The organism is Ideonella livida (assembly GCF_010499455.1).
In the GTDB taxonomy this organism is placed as follows: Bacteria; Pseudomonadota; Gammaproteobacteria; order Burkholderiales; family Burkholderiaceae_C; genus Ideonella; species Ideonella livida.
This window is the reverse complement of the sequence record NZ_JAAGOH010000001.1, coordinates 44,055-69,919: the sequence shown is the minus strand read 5'-3', so window position 1 is coordinate 69,919 and position 25,865 is coordinate 44,055. Positions and strand designations below refer to the sequence as shown.

General features: G+C 67.6%; 21 protein-coding genes. 15 read left to right on the top strand and 6 right to left on the bottom strand.

Features of this window, described 5'->3' with window-relative positions; translation table 11 throughout:
• Positions 1-15 precede the first annotated feature (15 nt).
• The 5 genes from G3A44_RS00285 to G3A44_RS00265 all read right to left on the bottom strand — a co-directional run bounded on the left by G3A44_RS00285 (position 16) and on the right by G3A44_RS00265 (position 6,129).
• The gene (locus G3A44_RS00285; RefSeq protein ID WP_163455490.1) at positions 16-1,104 is read right to left on the bottom strand and encodes an ABC transporter substrate-binding protein; all 1,089 of its coding nucleotides are present in this window, start codon (positions 1,102-1,104) and stop codon (positions 16-18) included.
• Positions 1,105-1,211: 107 nt separating this feature from the next.
• The gene (locus tag G3A44_RS00280; RefSeq protein ID WP_163455489.1) at positions 1,212-2,480 is read right to left on the bottom strand and encodes a M20/M25/M40 family metallo-hydrolase; all 1,269 of its coding nucleotides are present in this window, start codon (positions 2,478-2,480) and stop codon (positions 1,212-1,214) included.
• A gap of 12 nt (positions 2,481-2,492) precedes the next feature.
• A complete protein-coding gene (gene uraD / locus G3A44_RS00275) occupies positions 2,493-4,364 on the bottom strand; it encodes a 2-oxo-4-hydroxy-4-carboxy-5-ureidoimidazoline decarboxylase (RefSeq protein ID WP_239061629.1) in 1,872 nt (623 codons plus the stop codon).
• Positions 4,361-5,344, bottom strand: coding sequence for an allantoinase PuuE (puuE, locus tag G3A44_RS00270; RefSeq protein ID WP_163455488.1), 984 nt, complete (start codon positions 5,342-5,344; stop codon positions 4,361-4,363). Before puuE ends, uraD begins: the two co-directional genes overlap by 4 nt.
• A complete protein-coding gene (locus G3A44_RS00265; protein WP_163455487.1) occupies positions 5,341-6,129 on the bottom strand; it encodes a GntR family transcriptional regulator in 789 nt (262 codons plus the stop codon). The genes puuE and G3A44_RS00265 overlap by 4 nt, the downstream gene beginning before the upstream one ends.
• Before the next feature lie 179 nt (positions 6,130-6,308).
• Between G3A44_RS00265 and uraH the strand changes: the two genes are divergently transcribed.
• From uraH to G3A44_RS00220, 9 genes are all read left to right on the top strand, one after another.
• On the top strand, positions 6,309-6,662 hold the full coding sequence (uraH, locus tag G3A44_RS00260; protein ID WP_163455486.1) for a hydroxyisourate hydrolase: 354 nt from the start codon (positions 6,309-6,311) through the stop codon (positions 6,660-6,662).
• 169 nt (positions 6,663-6,831) lie between these two features.
• A complete protein-coding gene (locus tag G3A44_RS00255; protein ID WP_163455485.1) occupies positions 6,832-8,034 on the top strand; it encodes a urate hydroxylase PuuD in 1,203 nt (400 codons plus the stop codon).
• 164 nt (positions 8,035-8,198) lie between these two features.
• The gene (gene xdhA, locus G3A44_RS00250) at positions 8,199-9,677 is read left to right on the top strand and encodes a xanthine dehydrogenase small subunit (protein WP_163455484.1); all 1,479 of its coding nucleotides are present in this window, start codon (positions 8,199-8,201) and stop codon (positions 9,675-9,677) included.
• Entirely contained in the window at positions 9,674-12,028 is a 2,355-nt protein-coding gene (gene xdhB, locus G3A44_RS00245; protein ID WP_163455483.1) for a xanthine dehydrogenase molybdopterin binding subunit, read from the top strand. The genes xdhA and xdhB overlap by 4 nt, the downstream gene beginning before the upstream one ends.
• 267 nt (positions 12,029-12,295) lie before the next feature.
• Positions 12,296-13,465 (top strand): glutamine-hydrolyzing carbamoyl-phosphate synthase small subunit, encoded by a 1,170-nt coding sequence (carA, locus tag G3A44_RS00240; RefSeq protein WP_239061628.1) that lies wholly within the window; start codon positions 12,296-12,298, stop codon positions 13,463-13,465.
• A 25-nt stretch (positions 13,466-13,490) separates the two neighbouring features.
• Positions 13,491-14,132 carry a leucine efflux protein LeuE gene (leuE, locus tag G3A44_RS00235; RefSeq protein ID WP_163455481.1) on the top strand — a complete coding sequence of 214 codons (642 nt, stop codon included), beginning with the start codon at positions 13,491-13,493 and terminating at the stop codon, positions 14,130-14,132.
• A gap of 41 nt (positions 14,133-14,173) precedes the next feature.
• On the top strand, positions 14,174-17,428 hold the full coding sequence (carB, locus tag G3A44_RS00230) for a carbamoyl-phosphate synthase large subunit (protein WP_163455480.1): 3,255 nt from the start codon (positions 14,174-14,176) through the stop codon (positions 17,426-17,428).
• A 130-nt stretch (positions 17,429-17,558) separates the two neighbouring features.
• On the top strand, positions 17,559-18,035 hold the full coding sequence (gene greA, locus G3A44_RS00225; RefSeq protein WP_163455479.1) for a transcription elongation factor GreA: 477 nt from the start codon (positions 17,559-17,561) through the stop codon (positions 18,033-18,035).
• A gap of 29 nt (positions 18,036-18,064) precedes the next feature.
• A complete protein-coding gene (locus G3A44_RS00220; RefSeq protein ID WP_203561241.1) occupies positions 18,065-18,568 on the top strand; it encodes a DUF4149 domain-containing protein in 504 nt (167 codons plus the stop codon).
• Between the two features lie 129 nt (positions 18,569-18,697).
• Here the strand turns inward: G3A44_RS00220 and G3A44_RS00215 are convergent, their stop codons facing one another.
• Positions 18,698-19,174 (bottom strand): YhbY family RNA-binding protein, encoded by a 477-nt coding sequence (locus G3A44_RS00215; protein WP_163455478.1) that lies wholly within the window; start codon positions 19,172-19,174, stop codon positions 18,698-18,700.
• A gap of 21 nt (positions 19,175-19,195) precedes the next feature.
• Here G3A44_RS00215 and G3A44_RS00210 point away from each other — a divergent pair, with 21 nt between their 5' ends.
• The 6 genes from G3A44_RS00210 to G3A44_RS00185 all read left to right on the top strand — a co-directional run bounded on the left by G3A44_RS00210 (position 19,196) and on the right by G3A44_RS00185 (position 25,696).
• Positions 19,196-19,870, top strand: coding sequence for an RlmE family RNA methyltransferase (locus G3A44_RS00210; RefSeq protein ID WP_163455477.1), 675 nt, complete (start codon positions 19,196-19,198; stop codon positions 19,868-19,870).
• A 172-nt stretch (positions 19,871-20,042) separates the two neighbouring features.
• Positions 20,043-21,947, top strand: coding sequence for an ATP-dependent zinc metalloprotease FtsH (gene ftsH, locus G3A44_RS00205; RefSeq protein WP_163455476.1), 1,905 nt, complete (start codon positions 20,043-20,045; stop codon positions 21,945-21,947).
• A 73-nt stretch (positions 21,948-22,020) separates the two neighbouring features.
• On the top strand, positions 22,021-22,845 hold the full coding sequence (folP, locus tag G3A44_RS00200; protein ID WP_163455475.1) for a dihydropteroate synthase: 825 nt from the start codon (positions 22,021-22,023) through the stop codon (positions 22,843-22,845).
• 74 nt (positions 22,846-22,919) lie between these two features.
• Positions 22,920-24,260 (top strand): phosphoglucosamine mutase, encoded by a 1,341-nt coding sequence (gene glmM / locus G3A44_RS00195; protein ID WP_163455474.1) that lies wholly within the window; start codon positions 22,920-22,922, stop codon positions 24,258-24,260.
• 87 nt (positions 24,261-24,347) lie between these two features.
• Positions 24,348-25,253: a hypothetical protein gene (locus G3A44_RS00190; protein ID WP_163455473.1), complete on the top strand. Its 906-nt coding sequence runs from the start codon at positions 24,348-24,350 to the stop codon at positions 25,251-25,253.
• Between the two features lie 119 nt (positions 25,254-25,372).
• A complete protein-coding gene (locus G3A44_RS00185) occupies positions 25,373-25,696 on the top strand; it encodes a lysozyme inhibitor (RefSeq protein WP_163455472.1) in 324 nt (107 codons plus the stop codon).
• Positions 25,697-25,865 lie beyond the last annotated feature (169 nt).

Genomic DNA, 25,865 nt, shown 5'->3' with positions numbered 1-25,865 from the left:
CAGACTGCAGCGGGCTTACTTCTTGGCGGGCTTGGCCGGGGTGGCCGGCGCGGCGGGGGCCGGCAGGATGGCGCGTTCGGCGGCACCGGGCAGGAACTTGTCGGTCCAGACGTTGTTCACCTCCACCCGGCTCTTGGTGGCGAAGGCGTCGGAGACCTGCGCGCCCATCAGGGCCAGGCGCGGGCCGTGGATGGCCCCGAAGGTTTCGGTGCGGGCATCCGGGGTGGCCACGGCGGTGTCGATGGCCAGGCGCAGGCGACGCTCCTCCAGCTCGGCGTTGATGATGCCGTCGCGGGCCTTGACGATGGCGATGGCGGCCTTGGGGTCGGCCATCACCTCCTTGGCGCCCTTGGTGAAGGCGCGCAGGAAGGCCTTGACCGCCTCCGGGTTCTTCTTGATGAACTCCTCGCTGGCGATGATGGCGTTGCCGTAGAGCTTCACGCCGAAAGCCGGGTAGGGGAGGATGCTCACGTCCTCGGCCTTGACGCCCCGGGCTTCCAGGTTGAGCAGCGAGGTGAAGGTGAAGCCGGTGATGGCGTCCACGTCGCCCTTGACCAGCATGGTCTCGCGCAGCGGCGGGTCCATGCTGACCCAGTCCACCTTGCCCACCTTGTTGGCCTTGTCAAAGATGGGCCAGGCGCGGCGGCCGGCGTCAAACACCGGTGCCCCCAGCTTCTTACCTGCCAGGTCGGCCGGCTTGGTGATGCCGCTCTTCTTGAGGGCCAGCACGGCCGCCGGGGTGTTGTTGTAGACCATCATCACCGCCACCGGCTTGTTGGGGGCGGTGGGGTTGTTGGCATGGAATTCCATGAGCGCGGCCAGGTCGGCGAAGCCCATGTCATAGGTGCCCGAGGCCACGCGGTTGACGGCGTTGCCCGAACCGTTGCCCGCGTCCACCGTCACATTGAGCTTCTCCGCCTGGAAATGGCCCTTGGCCACCGGCAGCAGGAAGAAGGCGCTGGGGCCCTCGAAGCGCCAGTCCAGCTGGAACTTGACGGCGGTCTCCTGCGCCCAGGCGCCAGAGGCGCCGCTCAGGGTGGCGACGGCAGCGGCGCCAGCCAGCAGGCTGCGGCGGGTGAGGGAGGCGAGCGAGTTCAAGGTCATGGGATCTCCGTGGGGCGGTGGGGTGGCGCGGGGGACACCCGGTGAGGTGAGAGGGTGTCAGCAAGAAGTGTGCTTGTGGTCCTGCTGAGGAGGATCGGCGGAACGCCTCAAGCGGGTGTCGCAGGTTGCAGCAAGTCGGCCAAGGCACGGGCCACCACCCGGGTGGCGCCTTGCAGGTCGTCCAGCACCAGGTGCTCGTCGGCGCGCTTGGCATTGCTCTCCAGCACCGTGCGCGGGCCGGCACCGTAAATGACGGCGGGCACGCCGGCGGCACCGTACAGGCGCACATCGGTGTAGAGCGGGGTGCCGGAGGTGGGGATAGGCTCGCCAAAGACCTGCTCGCCATGGCGCTGCAGCGCCTGGGCCAGGACCTCATGACCGGGCAGGGGCTTGAGGGCGTGGGCCAGCAGCAGGCGGCGCACCTTGCAGCGCACGCCGTCACACCGGGCCATGGTGGCGCCGATCAAGCCGCTGAGCTCTTCCTCCACCTGCGCGGCGTCCTCTTCGGGAATCATGCGGCGGTCCATCTTGAGGATGACCTTGCCCGGGACCACGTTGGTGTTGGTGCCCCCCTGGATCCAACCCACGTTCAGGTAGGGATGGGTGATGCCCGGCACCGCCGAACGCCGCTGGCGCAGCACGTCGTTGTGGGCGTAGAGGGCGGTCAGCAGCTTGTTGGCCGCTTGCAGCGCGTCCACGCCGGTGTCCGGGTAGGCCGCGTGGGAGGACTTGCCGGTAAGGGTCACCTCCAGTTGCAGGCAACCGTTGTGGGCAGTGACCACCTGGTAGCTGAAGCCGGCGGCAATCAGCAGGTCCGGTTGGGTCAGGCCCTGCTGCAGCAGCCAGCCCGGGCCGAGTTCACCGCCAAATTCCTCGTCGTAGGTGAAATGCAGTTCCACCGTGCCCTGCAGCGGCAGGCCCGAGGCCTTGAGCGCCAGCAGCGCGTAGGTGTAGGTGGCGAAATCGCTCTTGCTCACGGCCGCGGCGCGGCCGTAGAGCTTGCCGTCGACCACGTCGGCGCCGTAGGGGCTGCGGGTCCAGCCCTCGCCCGGGGGGACCACATCACCATGGGCGTTGAGTGCGATGGTGGGGCCGCCCTCGCCGAAGGTGTGACGCACGATCAGGTTGGTGATCGATTCCATGCCCTGGGCCTGCACCCGTTCGGCGGGCACCGGCACCTTCTGCACCGGCAGCTGCAAGTCGCGCAGCAGCACCGCGGTGAGCGCAGCGTGGGGGGCGTTGTCCCCTGGCGGGGTGTCGGTGGGCTTGCGCACCAAAGTGCGCAGAAACTCCACCTCCTCATCGAAATGGTCGGCGATCCAGCGGTCCAGCACGGCCAGACGGTCGGGGGCGGCGGAGCTTTGCGGGTCGTTCATCGGATCTCCTGTTCAGGACGTCGCCAGCCGTGCCAGCAGTTGCAGGAAGGCGCGCACCGCGAGGTCGCCGTCGTCGGCGGTGACGGTCTCCAGCGGGTTATGGCTGATGCCGGCGTTGCCACCGCGCACAAACAGCATGGCCTGCGGCATCACCTCATGCAGCTTCATCGCGTCATGGCCGGCGCCGCTGGGCAGGGTGAAGGCCGGCAGGCCCAAGGCCTGCACCGCGGCGGCCCAATGGGCCTGCAGCGCACCATCGCTGGGCGCGGCGGCGGCGGACATCGTCTCGGTGAGCTGGAAAGACACCCCGCGACGCTCGCAAATGGTGCGTAACTGGGCCATGGCCTCGTCCACCATGGCGTCTCTTGCACTGTTTTGGGGTGCGCGCAGGTCCAGACTGAAGCGGCAGCGGCCCGGTACCACGTTGATGGAGCCGCCGGGCACCTCCAGGATGCCCACGGTGCCCACGGCCTCGGGGGTGCGGCGGGCGCGGGCTTCCACGGCCAGGGCCAGTTCGGCCACAGCCAGGGCGGCGTCGTGGCGGCGGTCCATGGGCGTGGTGCCGGCGTGGCAGGCGGTGCCCAGCACCTCGCCGGTGAAGCGGCGGCTGCCGTTGATGGCACTGACCACGCCCAGCGGCAGGTCCAGCTGGTTGAGTACCGGGCCCTGCTCGATGTGCACCTCGACAAAGCCCCGGTACCGGGTCGGGTCGCGGGCTTCGGCGGCGATGGCGGCCATCGTGCCGGGCAGACCAACCTCGCGCATGGCCTGCGCCAGGGGGATGCCCTGGGCGTCGGTCTGCGTCAGCCAGGCGGGGTTGAACTGGCCGGTGAGCGCGCTGGAGCCCAGGAAGGTGGCGGCAAAGCGCTGGCCTTCTTCTTCTGCAAAAGCCACCACCTCGAGGTCGAAAGGCAGGCGGCGCCCGGCCTGCCACAGGGCCCGCACGGCCACCAGGGGCACAAAGATGCCCAGTCGGCCGTCGTATCGGCCACCGTTGCGCACGGTGTCGAAATGGCTGCCGGTGAGCAGGCGCGGGGCGGTGGGGTCCTCGCCCCGGTACAGACCCACCACATTGCCCACGGCGTCGATGCGCACCTCGTCAAAGCCGCATTCGTGCATCCACAGCAGCAATTGCTGCTGGCAGGCCTGGTGGGCGGCGGTGCCGTAGGTCACGGTGAGTTGACCGGCCTCGGCAAAGCCGGGGTCGGACACCCAGCGGCCGTCGGGGCGGCGGGCCAGGCGCTCGGCGCAGTCCCAGACCTGGCGGCCCAGCACCGGGTCAAAGCCGAAACGGTCGTTCAGCCGGATCTCGGCGATGCGGTGGATGTTGCGCAGGCACTCGGCGCGCTCAAACGCTGGCGTGCCGCCCAGGCGGCGGGCGAAGGTATCGATGATCTGCTGGCGGGTCAGGCCGTCGCCACGCGGGCCGCGCACCGCCAGGATGAAGGGCCAGCCGAAACGGGCGTTGTAGTCGGCGTTGAGCCGTTGCAGCGTGGCGAACTCTTCCGGGCTGCAATGCGTCAAGCCCGAGGTGGTCTGCTCGTTTGTGCTTTCAGCGGTGAGCGTGCGTGCCACCATGGCCTTGCCCGCCAGCTCCGGGTGGGCGCGGATCAGGCCGAGTTGTTCGGCTTCAGAGGCTTCGCGCACCACCGCGGCCAGGGCCACCTTCAGCGCGGCCAGGCTGCTGTAGCCGCCGGTCGGGCGCTGTGCCCAGGCCCGCTCGGCGATCCAGGGAGAGTGCTCGTAGATGCCGGCCAGCTGCTGTACGAAGCCGGCAAGGTCGGCGGCGTTCAAGGCGCTCAGGTCGGGGAGCGGCGGCAGACCCGGGGGGAGGGCGGCAGGCGGGGCGGTGGGCAGGGCAGGCGGCATGGTCGGGCGGCTCATTCCCACACGAAGGCGGTGTCGGGGCGGAAGGGGTGGGTGGCTTTCCAGTGGCGGGCGATGTCCACGCGGCGCGCCACCCAGACCCGGCTGTGGGCTTCGAGGTGGTCCAGAAAGCGCTGCAGCGCCCGCATGCGGCCCGGGCGGCCCAGCAGGCGGCAGTGCATGCCCACGCTCATCATCGCCGGGCGTTCGTCGCCTTCGGCATAGAGTACGTCAAAGGTGTCACGCAGGTACTCGAAGAATTCGTCGCCGTGGCTGAAACCCTGGGGTAGCGCAAAGCGCATGTCGTTGCAGTCCAGGGTGTAGGGCACCACCAGGTGCGGGGCCAGGCTGCCGTCGGTCTTTTTCACCTGCAGCCAGAAGGGCAGGTCGTCGCCGTAGTAGTCGCTGTCGTACTCAAAGCCACCGTAGTCGGCCACCAGGCGACGGGTGTTGGGGCTGTCGCGACCGGTGTACCAGCCCGCGCCGTGCAGGCGGCGGTGGGGGTCTGCCGCGCCGGCCAGCTGCCTCAGGATGGCCATGCCCTGGTCCATGTGGGCACGCTCGGTGGCCGGGTCGGTGTTCTGGTAGTGGATCCAGCGCCAGCCGTGGCAGGCGATCTCGTGCTCCAGCTCGATGAAGGCGGCTGTGACCTCCGGGCAGCGGGCCAGCGCCATGCTGACCCCGAACACCGTGAGCGGCAGGCCGCGCTTCTCAAACTCGCGCAGCAGGCGCCACACCCCCACGCGGGAACCGTATTCGTAGATGCCCTCCATGCTGAGGTGGCGGGCCGGGTAGGCGGCGGGGTTGAACATCTCGGAGAGGAACTGTTCGCTGCCGGCATCGCCGTGCAGCACCGAGTTCTCGCCGCCTTCCTCGTAGTTCAGCACGAACTGCACCGCCACCCGGGCGTTTCCGGGCCAGCGGGCATGAGGCGGGTGGCGGCCGTGGCCGCGCAGGTCACGCGGGTAGCGCACGTCGCCAGAGGCAGGCTCGGTCATGGCAAGGCTCCGTTGGTATCAGGCTGCAGCAATTGCTGCAGGTCATGGATGCGGGGCTGCAGGCGCAGGTTGCGCTCCACATTGCCCAGGTGCGCGGTCATCAGCGCCACGGCGGCCTCGGCGTCGCCCCGGGCCAGGGCGTCCACGATGGCCACATGCTCGGCCTGGGAGTGCTCGGCCGAGTGCGAGGACTGGTACATCAACGAAATCAGCTGAGAGCGCGACAGCAGGTCGCCCAGCAACTCGGCCAGGGTCTCGTTGCCCAGCAGGCGGGCCAGCACCACATGGAAGTCGGCCAGCAGGCGGGTGCGACCGCTCACATCGGTGCGCAGCACAGCCTCGGCCTCGTCCGCCAGGTGATGGCGCAGCTGCTCGACCTGGGACGGGGTGATGCGCCCGCACAGCTCGCGCACCATGGCGCTTTCCAGCAGCGCACGCACCTCAAAGACCTCGCGTGCCTCCTGCACGCTGGGTTCGCGCACAAAGGCGCCACGGGCGGGTTCCAGCGTCACCAGCCGGTCGCGGCTGAGCTGGTTGAGTGCCTGGCGCACCACGGTGCGCGAGACCTTGAAGATGTCGGCGATCTGCTGCTCCACCAGCCGAGTGCCGGGCATCAGACGCCGCTCGACGATGGCCGCAGTGACCGAGGCCACGATCCGGGCGGTGGTGGTGGCCTCCGACGGGCGGATGCCGGCGGCCTCGGGGCCCTCCATGCCATCGCCACCGTCCACCCCCTCTGGGGGAAGTGGGGCGATGGGGGTGGCGGGGGCGGGGCGGCGGGCCATGGGTCTGAAATCTGGAGTGCTGTGTTCTTCAGTGTATACAGTAATTTTCGGGCCGCGCAAGCGGTGTTCCAGGGACGGCAAGGCCTCGTTGCGTCGGGTACACCAAACTGTATACACTTTGACGGAACGTCCGGGAGCTGGCTGCGGGAGCCGGCGGCGTTGCGGAGCTTGGATCGCCCATGGGCCGACTCACCACCCACGTGCTTGACACGATGAACGGTTGTCCTGCCGCCGGCATGGCGGTGACGCTGTACCGCCTGCAGCCCGGGGGGGCGCAGTGCCTGCGCCAGATCCAGCTCAATGCGGATGGACGCGCTGACGGTCCGCTGCTGGAGGGCGAGACCTTCCAGCCCGGGCGCTACCGCCTGGTGTTTGCCGTGGCGGCCTATTTCCGCGCCCGCGGCGTGGTGCTGCCGGAGCCGCCCTTCCTCGATGAGGTGCCGCTGGACTTCGGTCTGGCCGATGCGGCGGCGCACTACCATGTGCCACTGCTGGCCAGCCCCTGGTCGTACTCCACCTACCGCGGCAGTTGAGCGCCGCCGGTCCGGTGTCGCCGGGCCGTCTTTTGAGCAACGACAGGTCGCCGTGGGCCCAGAGGCCGGGGTCATCCGGCCACAGCGCGACCGATGTGACTTTGACGCTCACAGCGCCCGCTGTGGTGAGCGCCCCAACCGCCGGGGCCGTGCCCCAAGGGGCTGAACCATGGAAACCTATCTGCTGGACTGGGCCAACCTGCTGCTGCGCTGGCTGCATGTCATCACCGCCATCGCCTGGGTGGGCTCGTCCTTCTACTTTGTGTGGCTGGACAACCACCTCATCCGGCCCAAATCGCCCGATCTGCTGGAAAAGGGCGTGGATGGCGCGCTGTGGGCGGTGCATGGTGGGGGCTTCTACAACCCGCAGAAGTACATGGTGGCGCCCAAGAAGATCCACACCGAGCTGCACTGGTTCTACTGGGAGAGCTATTCCACCTGGCTCTCGGGCTTTGCGCTGTTCACGGTGCTGTACCTGTTCAATGCGGGCACCTTCCTGATCGACAAGAGTGTCTACGCCTGGAGCCCCATGGGGGCGGTGGCGGGCGCCTTGGGCTTCCTGGTGGCCTTCTGGCTGGTGTACGACGGCATTTGCCGCCTGTTCGGGGCGGGCCCGGAGGCCGACCGCAAGGTGGGTCTGCTGGTGTTGGGCTTCATCGTGCTGGCGTCCTGGCTGGCTTGCCAGCTCTTTGCCGGGCGGGCCGCCTTCCTGTTGGTGGGCGCCATGATGGCCACGGCCATGAGCGCCAATGTGTTCTTCTGGATCATCCCGGGCCAGCGCAAGGTGGTGGCGGCCATGATGGCTGGCCAGCCGGTGGATCCGGTGCACGGCAAGCGTGGCAAGCAGCGCAGCGTGCACAACACCTATTTCACCCTGCCGGTGCTGGTGGCCATGCTCAGCAACCACTACAGCATGCTGTTCAGCCACCGCTGGAACTGGTTGCTGCTGGTGTTGGTGATGCTGGCCGGGGCGTTGATCCGCCACTTCTTTGTGGCCCGCCACAAGACCCACATGAAGGGTCAGCCGGCGCCCTGGGGCTGGGCGGTGGCCGGCGTGGCGCCGCTGTGGCTGGCGCTGGTCCTGGCGGCGCCGTGGGCGCGTTTGGGTGTGCCCGCCGCGCCCGCCGGGGCGCCGACCTTCGCCCAGGTCCAGGCGGTGGTGGCTCAGCGCTGCCAGGCTTGCCACAACGCCGAGCTGGCCAACAAGGGGGTGGCGTTGCATACGCCAGCCTTGATCGCCCAGCATGCAGCGCAGATCCACCAGCAGGTGGTGGTGGCCCGCGCCATGCCGCTCAACAACGCCACCCAGATCACCGAGGACGAGCGGGCTTTGCTGGGCCGCTGGTTCGAAGCCGGCGCCAAAGGCCCCTGAGGCCGGCGGGGCGCGGCTGGGCGTGCCGGTGCAGTCCCGTGGCCGTGCCCGTTTCACCCGGCGCTTGGCGCGCCGATAATCCCCGCTGGCGCCCTGTTCGGGCGCCATTCGTCGTTTCCCCGCGCCCTGGTCGTCTCCGGCGGCGCCCTTGCGGATCCCACCCCATGACCCAGGTCACCAACACCGTACGCCTCGTGCTCGACGGCCAGATCGTCGAGGCCCGCGGCCTGCGCCGCACCACCACCGTGCTCGATTTCCTGCGCGAGCACCAGCACCGCACCGGCACCAAGGAAGGTTGTGCCGAAGGCGATTGCGGCGCCTGTGTGGTGCTGGTGGGCGAACTGGACGCGGCGGGCGAGGGCGTGGACTACCGCCCGGTCAACGCCTGCATGCAGCTGCTGCCCACCCTGGACGGCAAGAGCCTGAAGACGGTGGAGAGCCTGCGCCGCCCTGACGGCAGCCTGCACCCGGTGCAAGACGCCATGGTGGGTTGCCACGGCTCCCAGTGCGGCTTCTGCACCCCGGGCATCGTCATGGCCCTGACCGGACTGATGCAGGTGCTGCCCCAGCCCAGCCGGGCCCAGGTCAACGACGCGCTGCAGGGCAATCTGTGCCGCTGCACGGGCTACCGGCCCATCGTGGACGCGGCGCTGCAGGCCTCGGCGGCGGGGGCGGACGCCTTGAAGCTGGACGACGCCGCCGATGTGCCTTTGTTGCGTGAAATTCAGCGGCCGAGCACCTCCACCTACTCGCTTGACGGTGACTTGGTGGTTCAGCCGGTGGTGCGCACCCGCAAGGGCAGCAGCTTTGTCTCGCCCTGCAACCTGGCCGAGCTGCAGCAGGCGCTGGCTGAGCACCCGGAGGCCACCTTGGTGGCGGGCTCCACCGAGATTGGTCTGAAGGTCAACAAGCAGTTCCTGCGTCCTGAGCACCTGATCTACCTGGGCCAGGTGGCCGAGCTCAAGACCGTGCAGACCTCTGCCTCTGCCTGGCGCATCGGCGCCGCCGTGCCGCTGGAGGATGTGATGCGCTGGGTCGCTTCCGAGTGGCCGGCCTTTGCCGAGGTGCTGCGACGCTTTGGCTCCCCGCCGGTGCGTGCCACGGCCACCCTGGCCGGCAACATCGCCAACGGTTCGCCCATCGGCGACAGCATGCCGGTGCTGATGGCCCTGGATGCCAGCCTGGTGCTGCGCCAGGGCGCCAAGACCCGCACCGTGCCGCTGGATGCCTTCTACACCGGCATGAAGCAGAACGTGCTGCAGACGGGTGAGTTCATCGAGGCGGTGAACCTGCCGCGCCCGGCCGCCGGCCAGCAACTGCGCGCCCACAAGGTGAGCAAGCGCTTTGACCAGGATATCTCCGCGCTGTGCGCCGCCATGCGCTACCAGGTGCAGGATGGCCGGCTGCGTGGTGTGCGCCTGGCCGTCAACGGCGTCACGCCGTGGCCGCAGCGCGTGCCGGCGCTGGAGGCGCTGCTGGAAGGCCGTGAGGCCGCCAGCCTGACCGCCGCCGAAGTGGATGCCGTGGTCGCCAGCGTTTTCCCGGCGCGTGACGGCCTGCGTGGCAGCTGGGCCTACCGTTCGCTGGTGGCCCGCAATCTGGTTCTCCGTTTCATCGACCGTGAAGAGGCAGCCCTGGCATGAACGCGCCCCAAGCCCTGAACTCCCTGCGCCCGGCGTCCACTGCGGTCTCGGGCACCGAACTGCCGCACGAGTCTGCCGTGTTGCACGTCACCGGTGAGGCCACTTTCACCGACGACATCCCCGAGCTGCGTGGCACGCTGTACGCGGCCCTGGTGACCTCGCCAGTGGCTCACGGCAAGCTGCTGGGCCCCCACAACGGCGTGGACAAGGCTGCCCTGCTGGCCGAGCACGGCGTGGTGGCCGTCTTCACCGCCCAGGACATCCCGGGCGAGAACAACTGCGGCCCCATCGTCCACGACGACCCCTTCCTGGCACCGGATGTGGTGCAGTTCATCGGCCAGCCGGTGGCGGTGGTGGTGGCGCGAGAGATGGTCTACGCCCGCGAGGCCGCCCGCAAGGCCAAGCTGAACATCGAGGCCTTGCCGCCGGTGCTCACCATCGAGCAGGCCCTGGAGGCGCAAAGCTTTGTGATGCCCAGCAAGACCGTGCTGCGCGGTGACCCGGATGCTGCGCTGGCTGCTGCGCCGCACCGTCTGAAGGGCAGCACCCGCACCGGCCAGCAGGAACAGTTTTACCTCGAAGGCCACATCACCTACGCCGTTCCGCGCGAGGATGGCCAGCTCACCCTCTACACCAGCAGCCAGCACCCCGAGGGCAACCAGAAGGAAGCCGCGGCGGCGCTCAACCTGAGCACCAAGGATGTGGAGGTCATCTGCCGGCGCATGGGCGGTGGCTTTGGCGGCAAGGAAGGCAACGCCAGCATCTTTTCGCAGAGCGCCGCGCTGGCGGCCTTCCTGCTGAAGAAGCCGATCAAGCTGCGCGTGGGCCGTGATGACGACATGACCATCACCGGCAAGCGTCACGACTTCCGCATCGACTACGACGTGGGCTTTGATGCGGACGGCCGCATCCAGGGTCTGGACCTGATGCTGGCTTCGCGCTGCGGCTACAGCATCGACTACTCCGGACCGGTCAACGACCGGGCCCTGCTGCACATCGACAACGCGTACTACGTGCCGAACGTGCGCGCCGTGGGGCACCGTTGCAAGACCAACACCCAGAGCAGCACCGCCTTCCGTGGTTTTGGTGGCCCGCAAGGCATGTTCGCCATCGAGACGGTGATCGACGAGATCGCCCGCCACCTGGGCCGGGACCCGCTGGACGTGCGCCGCGCCAACCTCTACCACGAGAGTGCCGACCCCGCCACGCTGACCACCCAGTATGGCCAGAAGATCGAGGACTGGGTGGGCGACCAGGTGCTGGCCCAGGTGGAAGAGCAGGCCGGCTACCGCGCCCGCCGCGCCGAGGTGGCAGCCTTCAATGCCGCCCACGCCACCCGCAAACGCGGGCTGGCCATCACGCCCTTGAAGTTCGGCATCAGCTTCACGGCCACCTTGCTGAACCAGGCGGGCGCCTTGGTCAACATCTTCAACGACGGCTCCGTGGCGGTGAACCACGGTGGCACGGAGATGGGTCAGGGCCTGAACACCAAGATCGCCCAGCTGACGGCCGACGAGTTGGGCATCAGCGTCAAGCGCGTGCGCGTGACCGCGACCGACACGCTCAAGGTGCCCAATGCCTCGGCCACCGCCGCCTCCAGCGGCTTTGACCTGAACGGCGCCGCTACCCGCAACGCCTGCGAGCAGTTACGCGCCCGGCTGACCCCGGTGGCCGCCGAGGCCCTGGGCTGCACGCCGGAGGAGGTGGTGTTTGCCAACGACGGGGTCAACAGCCCGGCGGGGGGGTACCTCGACTTCAAGACCCTGGCCAGCAAGGCCTGGGCCTCGCGCGTGGGCCTGAGTCAAACGGGCTTCTACCGTACCCCCGAGATTGGCTACGACCCCGCCAAGCTGCAGGGGCGTGCCTTCTACTACTACTGCTACGGGGCCTCGGTCAGCGAGGTGGAACTGGACCTGCTGACCGGCGAATGGCGCCTGCTGAAGGTGGATGCCGTGCATGACGTGGGTCAGTCCATCAACCCAGCCCTGGACCGTGGCCAGATTGAAGGCGGCTACATCCAGGGCATGGGCTGGTTGACGATGGAGGAGTGCCTATGGGACGCCAAGGGCAAGCTGCTCACCCACGGCCCCAGCACCTACAAGATCCCGGTGGCCTCGGATGTGCCCGAGGACTTCCATGTCACGCTGTTCGATGGCCGCAACGTCAAGCCCACGCCCTACCGCACCAAGGCCACGGGCGAGCCGCCGCTGATGCTGGCGCTGAGCGCCTTCTTCGCGCTCAAGGACGCGGTGGGGGCGGCCGCTCCCGGCAACCGTCAGGTGCCGCTGGTGGCGCCGGCCACGCCGGAGCGCCTGCTGCTGGCGGTCAAGGCGCTGCGGCGCCACGGCTGAGGGGTGGCGTGGGCGGGTGCCAAGCGGCCCGCCCGTCGCGGAGCGCCGGCAAGCGTGAAGGCAGGCGCGCCTGCACAGAAAGACCGGTGACAAGCAAGCGGGATTGGGCATGACTGTCTTTTTCATGCCATAATCAGCGGGTTTACCCCAAACAAAAGCCGCCCAGCGAGTCCTCGTCTTCCGAACTCTCCTTGCCGAGCCAGCCTGCAGATGTTTCATCGGCAGTCGTTGGTGACGGGTTGGGCGCGCAAACACCGGAGTCTTCCTTTGCTGCCCGTCTCAGCCCCCGCAATCTTGGCACTCGCAGACGGCACGGTCTTTTCCGGCACCTCGATCGGCGCAGCCGGTCATACGGTCGGTGAAGTGGTGTTCAACACCGCACTCACCGGCTACCAAGAAATCCTCACCGACCCGTCGTACTGCCGGCAGATCGTCACCCTGACGTATCCGCACATCGGTAACTACGGTGTGAACGCCGAGGATGTCGAGGCTGCCAAAGTCCATGCCGCTGGCTTGATCATCAAGGACCTGCCGGTCCGCGTGTCGAACTTCCGTCAGTCGCAGTCCCTTTCGGACTACCTGAAGGCCGAGGGCACGGTGGCCATTGCCGACATCGACACCCGCCGGCTGACCCGCGTGCTGCGCACGACGGGCGCGCAAAGCGGCTGCATCGCCACCTTCGCCGAGGGCCATGTGGTGAGCGCCGCCGATGTGGCCGACGCCATCGCCAAGGCACAGGCCGCGCCCAACATGGCCGGCCAGGACCTGGCGCAGGTCGTCACTTCGGCCGAGTCCTTCGTCTGGACCGAGACCGAGTGGAAGCTGGGCAGCGGCTACGGCACACAGACCGCGCCCAAGTTCCATGTGGTGGCCTATGACTTCGGCGTCAAGCGCAACATCCTGCGCATGCTGGCTGAGCGGGGCTGCAAGGTCACCGTGGTGCCGGCCAAGACGCCCGCTGCCGAGGTGCTCCAGCACAACCCGGACGGCATCTTCCTGTCCAACGGCCCTGGCGATCCGCAACCTTGCGACTACGCCATCGCGGCGGCCAAGACGCTGATCGAGACCGGTATCCCGACCTTCGGCATCTGCCTGGGTCACCAGATCATGGCCCTGGCCTCGGGCGCCAAGACCTTCAAGATGAAGTTCGGCCACCACGGTGGCAACCATCCGGTCAAGGACCTGGACAACGGCCGCGTGTCGATCACCAGCCAGAACCACGGTTTTGCGGTGGACGCCGAGTCGCTGCCAGCCAACCTGCGCGCCACCCACATCAGCCTGTTCGACGGCACGCTGCAGGGTCTGGCCCGCACCGACAAGCCGGCGTTCTGCTTCCAGGGCCATCCGGAAGCCTCCCCCGGCCCGCACGACATCGCCTACCTGTTCGACCGTTTCATCGACCTGATGACGGCCCAGAAGACGGCCCAGAAGGCCTGAGCGGGCGTCACCGAAGGACACCTCCATGTTCGGCATCACCGACCCCTGGACCTATCTGCTGGGCACCATCGCCATCGTGCTGCTGCCGGGGCCGAACTCACTGTTCGTGCTGTCGGTCGCCGCCCAGCGGGGCGTGCGCTCCGGCTATGCCGGCGCCTGCGGCGTGTTTGTGGGGGATGCGGTGTTGATGACCCTGGCCGCCCTGGGGGCTGCCTCGGTGCTCAAGGCACTGCCGGCGCTGTTCATGGTGGTCAAGGTGGTGGGGGCCGGCTACCTGTTCTGGGTTGGCCTGCAGCTGCTGCGCGGCGCGGTCAAGCGCTGGCGCGCCGAGGTGGTGGAGCAGAGGGTCAGCCACCAGGACCTGGCCCAGCCCTTCCGCAAGGCCCTGGTCATCAGCCTGCTCAATCCCAAGGCCATCCTGTTCTTCGTGTCGTTCTTCATCCAGTTCGTGGATCCGGCCTACCCGCATCCCGGACTCACCTTTCTGGCGCTCGGCCTGATCGCCCAGATCTGCAGCGCCCTGTACCTGTCGGTGCTGATCTTCGCGGGCGCTCGCCTGGCCCAGGCCTTCCGCGCACACCGCCGCACGGCCAGCGCGATGAGCTCCGGGGTCGGCGCCATGTTCATCGGCTTTGGCGCCAAGCTGGCCACCGCCAGCCTCGAATGAACCGGCCCCGCCGCTCCTGACCGACCACACACTCGAAAACCATGCCCAAGCGTTCCGACCTCAAGAGCATCCTCATCATCGGCGCCGGCCCGATCATCATCGGCCAGGCCTGCGAGTTCGACTACTCGGGCGCCCAGGCCTGCAAGGCCCTGCGTGAGGAAGGCTACCGCGTCATCCTGGTCAACTCCAATCCGGCGACCATCATGACCGACCCGGCCACGGCCGACGTCACCTACATCGAGCCCATCACCTGGCAGGTGGTCGAGAAGATCATCGCCAAGGAGCGTCCGGACGCGATCCTGCCCACCATGGGCGGGCAGACCGCGCTGAACTGCGCGCTGGACCTGCACAAGCACGGCGTGCTGGACAAGTACAAGGTCGAGATGATCGGTGCCAATGAGCACGCCATCGAGAAGGCCGAGGACCGCCTGAAGTTCAAGGACGCGATGACCAAGATCGGTCTCGGGTCCGCCAAGTCCGGCATCGCCCACAGCATGGAAGAGGCCTGGGGCGTGCAAAAGTCCATCCAGGCCGAGATCGGCGGTACGGGCTTCCCCATGGTCATCCGCCCCAGCTTCACCCTGGGTGGCACCGGTGGCGGCATCGCCTACAACCCCGAAGAGTTCGAGGAGATCTGCAAGCGCGGTCTCGACCTCTCCCCGACCAACGAGCTGCTGATCGAAGAGTCGCTCATTGGCTGGAAGGAGTACGAGATGGAAGTGGTCCGCGACAAGGCGGACAACTGCATCATCGTCTGCTCGATCGAGAACCTGGACCCGATGGGCATCCACACCGGTGACTCCATCACCGTGGCCCCGGCCCAGACCCTGACCGACAAGGAATACCAGCTGCTGCGCAACGCCTCCATCGCCATCCTGCGCGAGATCGGCGTGGACACCGGCGGCTCCAACGTGCAGTTCTCGATCAACCCGGTCGATGGCCGCATGGTGGTCATCGAGATGAACCCGCGTGTGTCGCGCTCCTCGGCACTGGCCTCCAAGGCCACCGGCTTCCCGATCGCCAAGATCGCGGCCAAGCTGGCCGTGGGCTACACCCTGGACGAGCTGAAGAACGACATCACCGGCGGCGCCACCCCGGCCTCCTTCGAGCCGTCGATCGACTACGTGGTCACCAAGATCCCGCGCTTTGCCTTCGAAAAGTTCCCGGCTGCCGATTCCCACCTGACCACCCAGATGAAGTCGGTGGGTGAGGTGATGGCCATGGGCCGCACCTTCCAGGAATCGTTCCAGAAGGCCTTGCGTGGCCTGGAAACCGGCATCGACGGCCTGACCGAGCGCTCGACCGACCGCGAAGAGATCGTCGAGGAGATCGGTGAGCCCGGCCCGGAGCGCATCCTGTTCGTGGGCGATGCCTTCCGCATTGGCATGAGCCTGGAGGAGATCTTCGAGGAGACCGCCATCGACCCCTGGTTCCTGGCGCAGATCGAGCAGATCATCCAGGCTGAAAAGGCCTTGGATGGCCGCACGCTGGAGAGCCTGTCCAAGGCCGAGCTGTATTTCCTCAAGCGCAAGGGCTTTTCGGATCGCCGTCTGGCCAAGCTGCTGGGCACGAACCAGCACGAGGTGCGCGCCAAGCGCCATGCCCTGAATGTGCGTCCGGTCTACAAGCGCGTGGACACCTGCGCTGCCGAGTTCGCCACCCAGACGGCCTACCTGTACTCCACCTATGACGAGGAGTGCGAGGCCCAGCCGTCGGACAAGAAAAAGATCATGGTGCTGGGCGGTGGTCCGAACCGCATTGGCCAGGGTATCGAGTTTGACTACTGCTGCGTCCACGCTGCCCTCGCCATGCGCGAAGACGGCTACGAGACCATCATGGTCAACTGCAACCCCGAGACCGTGTCCACCGACTACGACACGTCTGATCGCCTGTACTTTGAGCCGGTGACACTGGAAGACGTGCTGGAGATCGTGGCCAAGGAGCAGCCGGTCGGCGTGATCGTGCAGTACGGTGGCCAGACACCGCTGAAGCTGGCGCTGGACCTGGAGCGCGCCGGGGTGCCCATCATCGGCACCACGCCTGATTCCATCGACATCGCCGAGGATCGCGAGCGATTCCAGCAACTGCTGCATACCCTGGGCCTGAAGCAGCCGCCCAACCGCACCGCCCGCACCGAAGAGGCCGCGCTGACCCTGGCCCGCGAGATCGGCTATCCGCTGGTGGTGCGTCCGAGCTATGTGCTGGGCGGCCGCGCCATGGAAATCGTGCACGGCGACAAGGACCTGGAGCGCTACATGCGCGAAGCGGTGCGCGTCTCCGAGAAGTCGCCGGTGCTGCTGGACCGCTTCCTTGATGACGCCATCGAGGTGGACGTGGACTGCATCTCTGATGGTGCCGAGGTGATGATCGGCGGCATCATGGAGCACATCGAACAGGCGGGTGTCCACTCTGGCGACTCGGCCTGCTCGCTGCCCCCGTATTCGCTGCCGGTCAGCCTGCAGGACGAGCTGCGTCGCCAGACCGCCCTCATGGCCAAGGCCTTGAAGGTGGTGGGCCTGATGAACGTGCAGTTCGCCATCCAGGGCGAAGGCGATGAGCGCACCGTCTATGTGCTGGAAGTGAACCCCCGCGCCTCGCGCACGGTGCCGTTCGTCTCCAAGGCCACCGGACAGCAGCTGGCCAAGATCGCCGCGCGCTGCATGGCCGGCCAGAAGCTGGCCGAGCAGAAGGGCCTGAACGGGGTGGCGCCGCATGAGGTGGTGCCGCCGTACTACAGCGTCAAGGAAGCGGTGTTCCCGTTCAACAAGTTCCCGGGCGTGGACCCCATCCTCGGCCCCGAGATGCGCTCCACCGGCGAGGTGATGGGCGTGGCCTACAGCTTCGGCGAGGCCATGCTCAAGAGCCAGCTGGGTGCTGGCAGCCGCCTGCCCAGCAAGGGGACGGTGGTCATCTCGGTGAAGAACAGCGACAAGGACCGTGCAGTCAAGGTCGCCAGCGAGCTGGTGGACCTGGGCTTCTCGGTGGTGGCCACCAAGGGCACGGCGGCCGCGATCGCCGCCGCCGGCGTGCCGGTGAAGGTGGTCAACAAGGTCAAGGACGGCCGTCCGCACATCGCCGACATGATCAAGGCTGGCGAGATCCAGCTGGTGTTCACCACCGTGGACGAGACCCGAACCGCGATCGCCGACAGCCGCTACATCCGTACCGCGGCCCTGGCCAACCGGGTGACTTACTACACCACGATGGCCGGTTGCGAGGCCGCGGTCGAAGCCTTGAAGCATCAGGACGATCTGCAGGTCCTGTCGCTGCAGGAACTGCACCCGGCCTTGGTTTGACCCGGCTGTGGGCGCAGGGCAAATGCCTTAAACTCCGCGCCGTTTTCCGATTCCGCATCTTGGGTGCGGAGTCGGGTTCCATCGCAACGCGCCACGATCCGTGGCGCGTTTTCATTTTTCTGCACACGACATGAGCACCATTCCCCTGACCAAGCGCGGCGCCGAAAAGCTCAAGGAAGAGCTGCACCGGCTCAAGACCGTCGAGCGCCACGCGGTCATTCAGGCCATTGCCGAGGCGCGTGCCCAGGGCGACCTGTCGGAGAACGCCGAGTACGAGGCCGCCAAGGACAAGCAGGGCTTCATCGAGGGCCGCATCCTGGAGATCGAGGGCAAGCTCTCAGCGGCCAAGATCATTGACCCTGCCGCATTGGATGCGGGGGGTAAGGTGGTGTTCGGCGCCACGGTGGACCTGGAGGATGAGGACACTGGCAACCGCGTCACGTACCAGATCGTCGGCGACGACGAGGCCGACCTGAAGCTGGGCCTGGTGTCCATCAGCTCGCCCATCGCCCGTGCCCTGATCGGCAAGGAGGAGGGTGATGTGGCCGAGGTGAAGGCGCCGGGTGGCCTGCGCCACTACGAGATCGTCGGCATCCACTACCGCTGAAGCGGGCTGGCGACACACACGGCACGGCCATGTCCCGACCCGACGACAACCCTTCGGTGCCGGCCGTGCCGGTGCATCTGCCGCGTGGGCTGGATGTGGTCCGGCGCGTGTTGCCAGGCCTGTGGGCCGGGGCCCTATGGTCGGTGGCGTTCCTGGGAACGCCGGCGCCATTTGCCACGCTGGACAGGCCGATGGCCGGCGCTGTGGTGGCCCACATCTTCCAGCGTGAGGCTGCGCTTGGGTTGCTGCTGGGCGTATTGATGCTGGTCTTGGAGCGGCGTCTGGCGGCCGATCGCGCGCAGGCCGGTCAGGGCAGTGGTTTCTCCCTGGGCATGGGGCTGGCCCTTGGTGCCATCGCCTGCACCGTGGTGGGCTACTACGTGCTCCAGCCCTGGCTGGCCATGGCCAAGGCGGGTCAGTCCACGCCCTTGAGTTTCGGCCAGCTGCATGCGCTCAGCTTTGGGCTGTTCGCGCTCAAGTCGGTGCTGGTGAGCGTGCATGCCCTGCGTCTGGCTTGGACGCCGCCACGTTGAACGCGGCCGGCTGCGGGGACGCGTGTGAGTTCTCCGGGCAAGCGCCGACCCTGATGTGGGAGCAGCCGCCTGTGGGCGGCCGGTTTCTCGGCGGAGAGCGGCACGGCCGGTGCCGTGCCTTCCCCGGTGTCAGCGGTCTTGGGAACGCTTCTTGGTGCTCACCGTGCGCGTCTTGGCGCGCTTGACGTTGCCGCCGGCGGTCAGGCGCTGGTTGCCGAACACGGTGACCTTGGAAATGGTGGGCCGGCCGGTACCGTTGTTGTTGTACTTCACCACCTTGAAGGTCTTGGGGGCACTGCCGCGCGGCGCGCCGGCCTCCTCGGCCTTCTCCGGCACCGGGCGCCAAAGCACCAGCAGCTTGCCGATGTGCTGGACCGCCGCGGCGTCGAGTTCTTCGGCCAGGGTATTCATCATCGCCTCGCGGGCGGTGCGGTCGTCGGAGAAGACGCGCAGCTTGATGAGGCCGTGGGCCTTGAGCGCGGCGTCGGTCTCCTTTTTCACGGCCTCGGTCAGGCCGTCGGCCCCGATGAGGACGACCGGGTTGAGATGATGGGCTTCACTCCGCTTCGCCTTGCGCTCGGCGGGTGTCAATTGAATGGCAGGCATCGCCGTATTATCCCCGCTAGCATGAAAGTCAACACCAAGAGCAAGAAGGTCAACAAGGCGTGGCTGCACGACCACGTCACCGATCCCTGGGTGCGCCTGGCGCAGAAGGAGGGATTCCGGGCCCGTGCGGCCTACAAGCTCAAGGAGCTCGACGAGGTGTTCCACCTGGTTCGGCCGGGGCAGGTCGTGGTGGATCTGGGCTCCGCCCCGGGGGCATGGAGCCAGTACCTGAGGCGCCGTTTTGCGCCCAAGGTGGCAGGCGCCGGGGGGGCGGCCTCCGGCGAGCTGGAGGGCACGCTGATTGCGCTGGACCTGCTTGAGATGGAGCCCATCGAGGGCGTGCAGTTCATACAGGGCGACTTCCGCGAGGACGCCGTGCTGGCCGAACTGGAGCAGGCGCTGGGTGGCCGTGCGGTCGACCTGGTGGTGTCGGACATGGCGCCCAACCTGTCGGGCATCGGCGACACCGATGCGGCGCGTATCGCCAACCTGGTGGAGCTGGCCGTGGACTTCGCCATCGGCCACCTGCGCAGCGACGGCGCCTTGGTGGCCAAGGTGTTCCATGGCGGTGCCTACGAGGAGCTTGTGCGCCTGTTCCGTCAGCATTTCCGGGTGGTCAAGGTCCACAAGCCCAAGTCGTCAAGAGACCGCTCATCCGAAACCTTTCTGGTCGGCATGGGTCTCAAGCGGACATGATCTCTTTCCGAAAACCCCAGAGCACCGCCCCAAGCGGCCGTCAAGCCGCCTTTCTGAAGGGGGGTATTGAGTTGCTTAGAATCGCCCGCATCTACGCTGAAGTGGAGACTGGCTGGTCCCGCCGGGACCGGCAGCCAACATCGATGCCCATGTACGAAGCAAAGGAGCCACGGTGAACAATCCCTGGATGTCCAAAGTCGCCGTTTGGCTGGTGATCGCCCTGGTGCTGTTCACCGTATTCAAGCAGTTCGACCGCACCGCGGTTGGCGGCCAGCAAGTCGGTTATTCAGAGTTCCTGGAGATGGTGCGCAACAAGCGCATCAAGAACGTGACCATCCAGGAAGGGCCTGGCAGCGTCGAGATCGCCGCTGAAACCAGTGACGGCGGCCGCATCCGCACCACCGGCACCTTCCTTGATCGCGGCCTGACCGGCGACCTGATCAGCAACGGCGTGCGCTTTGACGTGCGTGCCCGCGAGGAGCCGGGCCTCTTGCAGAGCCTGCTGCTGTCCTGGGGGCCGATGCTGTTGCTCATCGGCGTGTGGATCTATTTCATGCGCCAAATGCAGGGTGGCGGCAAGGGCGGGGCGTTCAGCTTCGGCAAGAGCAAGGCCCGCATGCTGGACGAGGCCAACAACTCGACCACCTTCGCCGACGTCGCCGGCTGCGACGAGGCCAAGGAAGAGGTCAAGGAACTGGTCGATTTCCTGAAAGATCCGCAGAAGTTCCAGAAGCTCGGCGGTCGCATCCCGCGCGGCGTGCTGCTGGTCGGCCCGCCGGGTACCGGTAAGACGCTGCTGGCCAAGGCCATCGCCGGTGAGGCCAAGGTGCCGTTCTTCAGCATCTCGGGCTCGGACTTCGTCGAAATGTTCGTCGGCGTGGGGGCAGCCCGAGTGCGCGACATGTTCGAGCAGGCCAAGAAGAGCGCCCCCTGCATCATCTTCGTCGACGAAATCGACGCAGTCGGTCGCCACCGTGGTGCCGGCCTGGGCGGCGGCAACGACGAGCGCGAGCAAACCCTCAACCAGATGCTGGTCGAGATGGACGGCTTCGAGACCAACCTGGGCGTGATCGTGATGGCGGCCACCAACCGTCCTGACATCCTAGATCCGGCCCTGCTGCGTCCCGGCCGTTTCGACCGGCAGGTCTATGTGACCCTGCCGGATGTGCGCGGCCGCGAGCAGATCCTGGGCGTGCACATGCGCAAGGTGCCGGTGGGTCAGGACATCCGTGCCGACATCCTGGCGCGGGGCACGCCTGGCTTCTCTGGTGCTGACCTGGCCAACCTGGTCAACGAGGCGGCCCTGTTCGCCGCCCGGCGCAATGGCCGGGTGGTGGAAATGGTCGACTTTGAGAAGGCCAAGGACAAGATCATGATGGGGCCTGAGCGCAAGTCCATGGTCATGCCCGAGGAAGAACGCAAGAACACCGCCTACCACGAGGCCGGCCATGCCTTGGTGGCACGCCTGATGCCCAAGACCGATCCGGTGCACAAGGTCACCGTGATCCCGCGTGGACGTGCGCTGGGCGTGACGATGCAACTGCCGGAGGGTGATCGCTACAGCATGGACAAGGAGCGCATGCTCTCGACCATCTCGGTGCTGTTCGGTGGGCGCATCGCCGAAGAGGTGTTCATGAACCAGATGACCACCGGCGCCAGCAACGATTTCGAGCGGGCCACCCAGATTGCCCGCGACATGGTCACCCGCTACGGTATGACCGATGAGCTTGGCCCGATGGTCTACGCCGAAAACGAGGGCGAGGTGTTTCTCGGTCGCTCGGTCACCAAGACCACCAGCATGTCCGAAGAGACCATGCGCAAGGTGGACGCGGTGATCCGCAAGATCATCGATGAGCAGTACGCCATCGCGCGCCACCACATCGAGGAGCATCAGGACAAGATGCACGCGATGGCCAAGGCGCTGCTGGAGTGGGAAACCATCGACAGCGAGCAGATTGACGACATCATGAATGGCAAGCCGCCGCGTCCGCCCAAGGACTGGTCGCCGTCGTCGCAGCGTGGGGGCAATGGCCCGACTCCGCCTGTGAGCACCGACGGCGCCGCCGCGGCGGCCTGAGGCGACTTTTTCGCCAGCACGGGGCCTTCGGGCCCCGTTTGCATTCCTCCCCCTCGCCACCACCACCGTCACCATGCATTGGCAGACCCGCCGTTTCCTGATCGACCTGTCCACGCCCCGGGTGATGGGCATCGTCAACGCGACCCCCGACTCTTTCTCTGACGGTGGCCGGCACGCGGCTGCCGCCCTGGGCGCCCGCTGCGCGCAGTTGGTGGAAGAGGGGGCCGACCTACTGGACATCGGTGGCGAATCGACCCGACCCGGGGCGGCCATGCCGCCGTTGCAAGAGGAACTGGACCGGGTGATGCCGGTCGTGCGGGCAGCCGTGCGGTTGGGGGTGCCGGTCTCGGTGGACACCAGCCGTCCGGAGGTCATCGCGGCCGTGCTGTCCGAGGGGGTGGACATCATCAACGACGTCCGTGCGCTGCAGTGGCCAGGCGCGCTGGACGCGGTGCTGCGCTACCCCGGCACCGGTATCTGCCTGATGCACATGCAAGGCGAGCCCGCCACCATGCAGCAGGCGCCGCGCTATGAGGTCGTCACACAGGAGGTGGAGGCCTTCCTGGCGGCCCGCCTGAACGCGGTCGTGCAGGCGGGCGTGTCGCCGGAGGCGATCGTCCTGGATCCCGGCTACGGCTTCGGCAAGACGCTGGACCACAACCTCACCCTGTTTCGCGAGCAGGCCCAACTGCTGGCGTTGGGCCGACCGCTGCTGGTGGGGTGGTCCCGCAAGGGTACGCTTGGGCAGATCACGGGGCGGCCGGTGCAGGATCGGTTGGTGCCCAGTGTGGCGGCGGCCCTGGCGGCGGTGGCGCGGGGGGCCCGTGTGGTGCGGGTGCACGACGTGGCCGCGACGGCGGATGCCTTGAAGGTCTGGCGCGCCGCCGGCCTGGCCTGATTTCCGGTCCCTGGAACTGATGTGGCGCGGTGGCCGATGTGGGCCCTCACCGCGCCTTCGAAGAAAGCCCTGACATGACTCGCAAGTACTTTGGCACCGATGGCATCCGCGGCACGGTGGGCCAGGCCCCCATCACCCCGGACTTTGTGCTCCGCCTGGGACATGCCGTGGCCCGGGTGTTGCTGCGTGACGCGCAGGGACGGCGGCCGACGGTGCTCATCGGCAAGGACACCCGCATCTCCGGTTACATGCTGGAGAGCGCGCTGGAGGCCGGTTTTGCCTCGGCGGGGGTGAATGTGCTGCTGACCGGTCCGTTGCCCACGCCTGGCGTGGCCTACCTCACCCGGGCGTTGCGGCTGGACCTGGGTGTCGTCATCAGCGCCTCTCACAATGCCTTTGCGGACAACGGCATCAAGTTCTTCTCGGCCCGGGGTGAGAAGCTCCCCGATGCCTGGGAACTGGCGGTGGAAGAGGCCTTGGCCGAGGCCTGCGACTGGGTGGACTCGGCACAGCTCGGCCGTGCACGCCGATTGAGCGATGCGCAGGGCCGGTATGTCGAGTTCTGTAAAAGCACCGTCAGTGGCGAGATGACGCTCAAGGGCCTGAAGCTGGTGGTGGATGCGGCGCACGGCGCGGCCTATCAGGTGGCGCCGGCGGTGTTCCATGAGCTCGGTGCCGAGGTGGTGTCCATCGGTTGCCAGCCGGACGGCATGAACATCAACGACGGCGTGGGGGCCACGTCGCCGGGCGCGCTGGTGGAGGCGGTCCGCGCCCACCGCGCCGACTTTGGCGTGGCGCTGGATGGCGATGCCGACCGGCTGCAGTTGGTGGATGGTCAGGGCCGCCTGTTCAATGGTGACGAGCTGCTGCTGGCCCTGGCGGCTGACCGTCAGGCCCAGGGCGAGGTGGTGCCTGGCGTGGTGGGCACCCTGATGACCAATGTGGCGGTGGAGGCGGCGTTGCGTGGTCGCGGCATCGACCTGGTGCGCGCCAAGGTGGGTGACCGCTATGTGCTGGAGGAGCTGGGCGCCCGCGGCTGGGTGCTGGGCGGCGAGAGCTCCGGGCACTTGCTTGCCCTGGACCGCCACAGCACGGGTGACGGCATCATCAGCGCCTTGCAGGTGCTGCAGGCGGTGCAGCGCAGTGGTCAGCCGCTGGGCGAGGGCCTGCTGCGGGGCGTGCAGCTGTTCCCGCAGGTCATGCTCAACGTCAGGCTGACCCACCGGCGGCCCTGGACCGAGAACGCAGCGCTGGTGGCCGGCACCCAGGCGGTACAGGCGTCGCTCGGGGCGGCCGGGCGTGTGCTGATCCGGCCCTCCGGCACCGAGCCGGTGTTGCGGGTGATGGTCGAGGCACAAGATGCTGAGCAGGCCCGCGCACATGCCCAACACTTGGCGGGTTTGGCCCAGGGCTGAATGCCTGTGGTCACAGAGGCGGGCCGGATTCGTGAATTTGTCACGCCCCGTCGCTAGAGTGCGCCCCGTCCAGTTGGGGTGCACACCATGCGAGATTTCAAGCCTTCCTTCCTTGCCACCGTGTCCGGGGCGCGCCCGCGTCCTGTCCGTGGCGCCACCTCCGGCCCGCACCTGAAGGGATGGCGGCAGGCGCTGCTGGCTCTGGCTTGTGCCGTGGCGGCATCCGCCGCGCCCGCAGCCGCCCAGAGCAGTGCTGCCCTGATGTCGGCCGCCGAGTTGCGGGTGGCGGTCGAGCGTCTGGCCAAGCTGCAATTTGAGCGTGTGGCTGGCGCCGACGCCGAGCGTGCCGCCGGTGAACTGCTGCGCGAGCGCAGTCGCGCCGAGGCGGCCATTTCCTCCCTGACCGCCGACGCCAGCCTGAGCGCCCGCCGCAAGGGTCAGCTGGCCCGTGTGGGCGACGGCGCGTTCAGCTTGCTTGCCTTGGCTGGCAAGCCGCTGGGTCAGCTCAGCCCGCGTGACCTGGAAGAGTGCTACCAGAGCAGCGAAGCCCTGGCGGCTCAACTCAGCTTCGTCAACACCGGCCTGTCCAACGAGTTTGTGGACACCGGCACGGCCTCCACGGTGGACCTGCTCACCCGCGCCGCCGCCATGGTGCTGCGCGTGGGCAAGCTCAACTTTGCCGCCGCGCGGGGGCAGCGCACTGAGGCGCTGCGCGTGGATGCGCGCCAGACCCTGGTGGAGTTCCGCTCGGCGCTGGAGTCCGTCTCGGGCCTGAGCCAGCGCAGCCCGGCCATGCAGGAGGAGTTGGAGCTGGTGCGCCACCAGTGGATCCTGTTCAGCGCTGCGTTGGGCGAGGATGGCCTGGCCAAGGACGGCCAGCGCCTGCCGCAGATCGCCACCACCACCGACCGCATCGCCCAGTCGCTGATGGTGCTGGCCCGGCGTGTTGTGGCCCAGCACGAGGCCACCAAGGGTGGCGTGCGTCGCGCTTGAGATGACCGACACGTGAGGGCAGGGGCGTGACGCGGTCATGTGACGCCGTCATGTGATTCACAGACGTGTCATGTGCGGTCGCAACACTGGCGGCATCCCGATCCACTTGGAGTAAGACCGTGAAATCCTTCCTTGCCTTTGCCTGCCTCGCCTCCGTCCTGGGCCTGGTGGCCTGCAGCAGCGCGCCCACCCTGCCGGCGGGTTTTGCCGCCGGCCAGTTCGGCCGTGTGAACTGCGAAGACGGCAAGACCTTCCAGGCCCGTTTCCAGGAAGACGGCAGCTCGGTGCGGGTGCGTGCCCTCCATGGTTCGGCCGAGCTGGCGCGCAGCGCGCAGGGTGTGTACACCGGTGAGGGCTACCGCCTGGTCACCGAAGGGGCGGACGGCCTGGCGCTGTTCCACCACGACAAGGTGCAGGGCCGCCTGTGCCAGCTGGCCCGTTGAGCCGACTACCCCTGCAATCCCTGTTTGACCCGCACGCCATCGACACCTTATGTGACGGTGTCATATGACAGTGTCACAAAGCTGTCATGGCGACTTCCTAAGCTGACCGCATGTGCTGCCAAGTGTCCTGGCGGCGTGGCGCGGACGGCGCACCCATCGTCCACTTTCC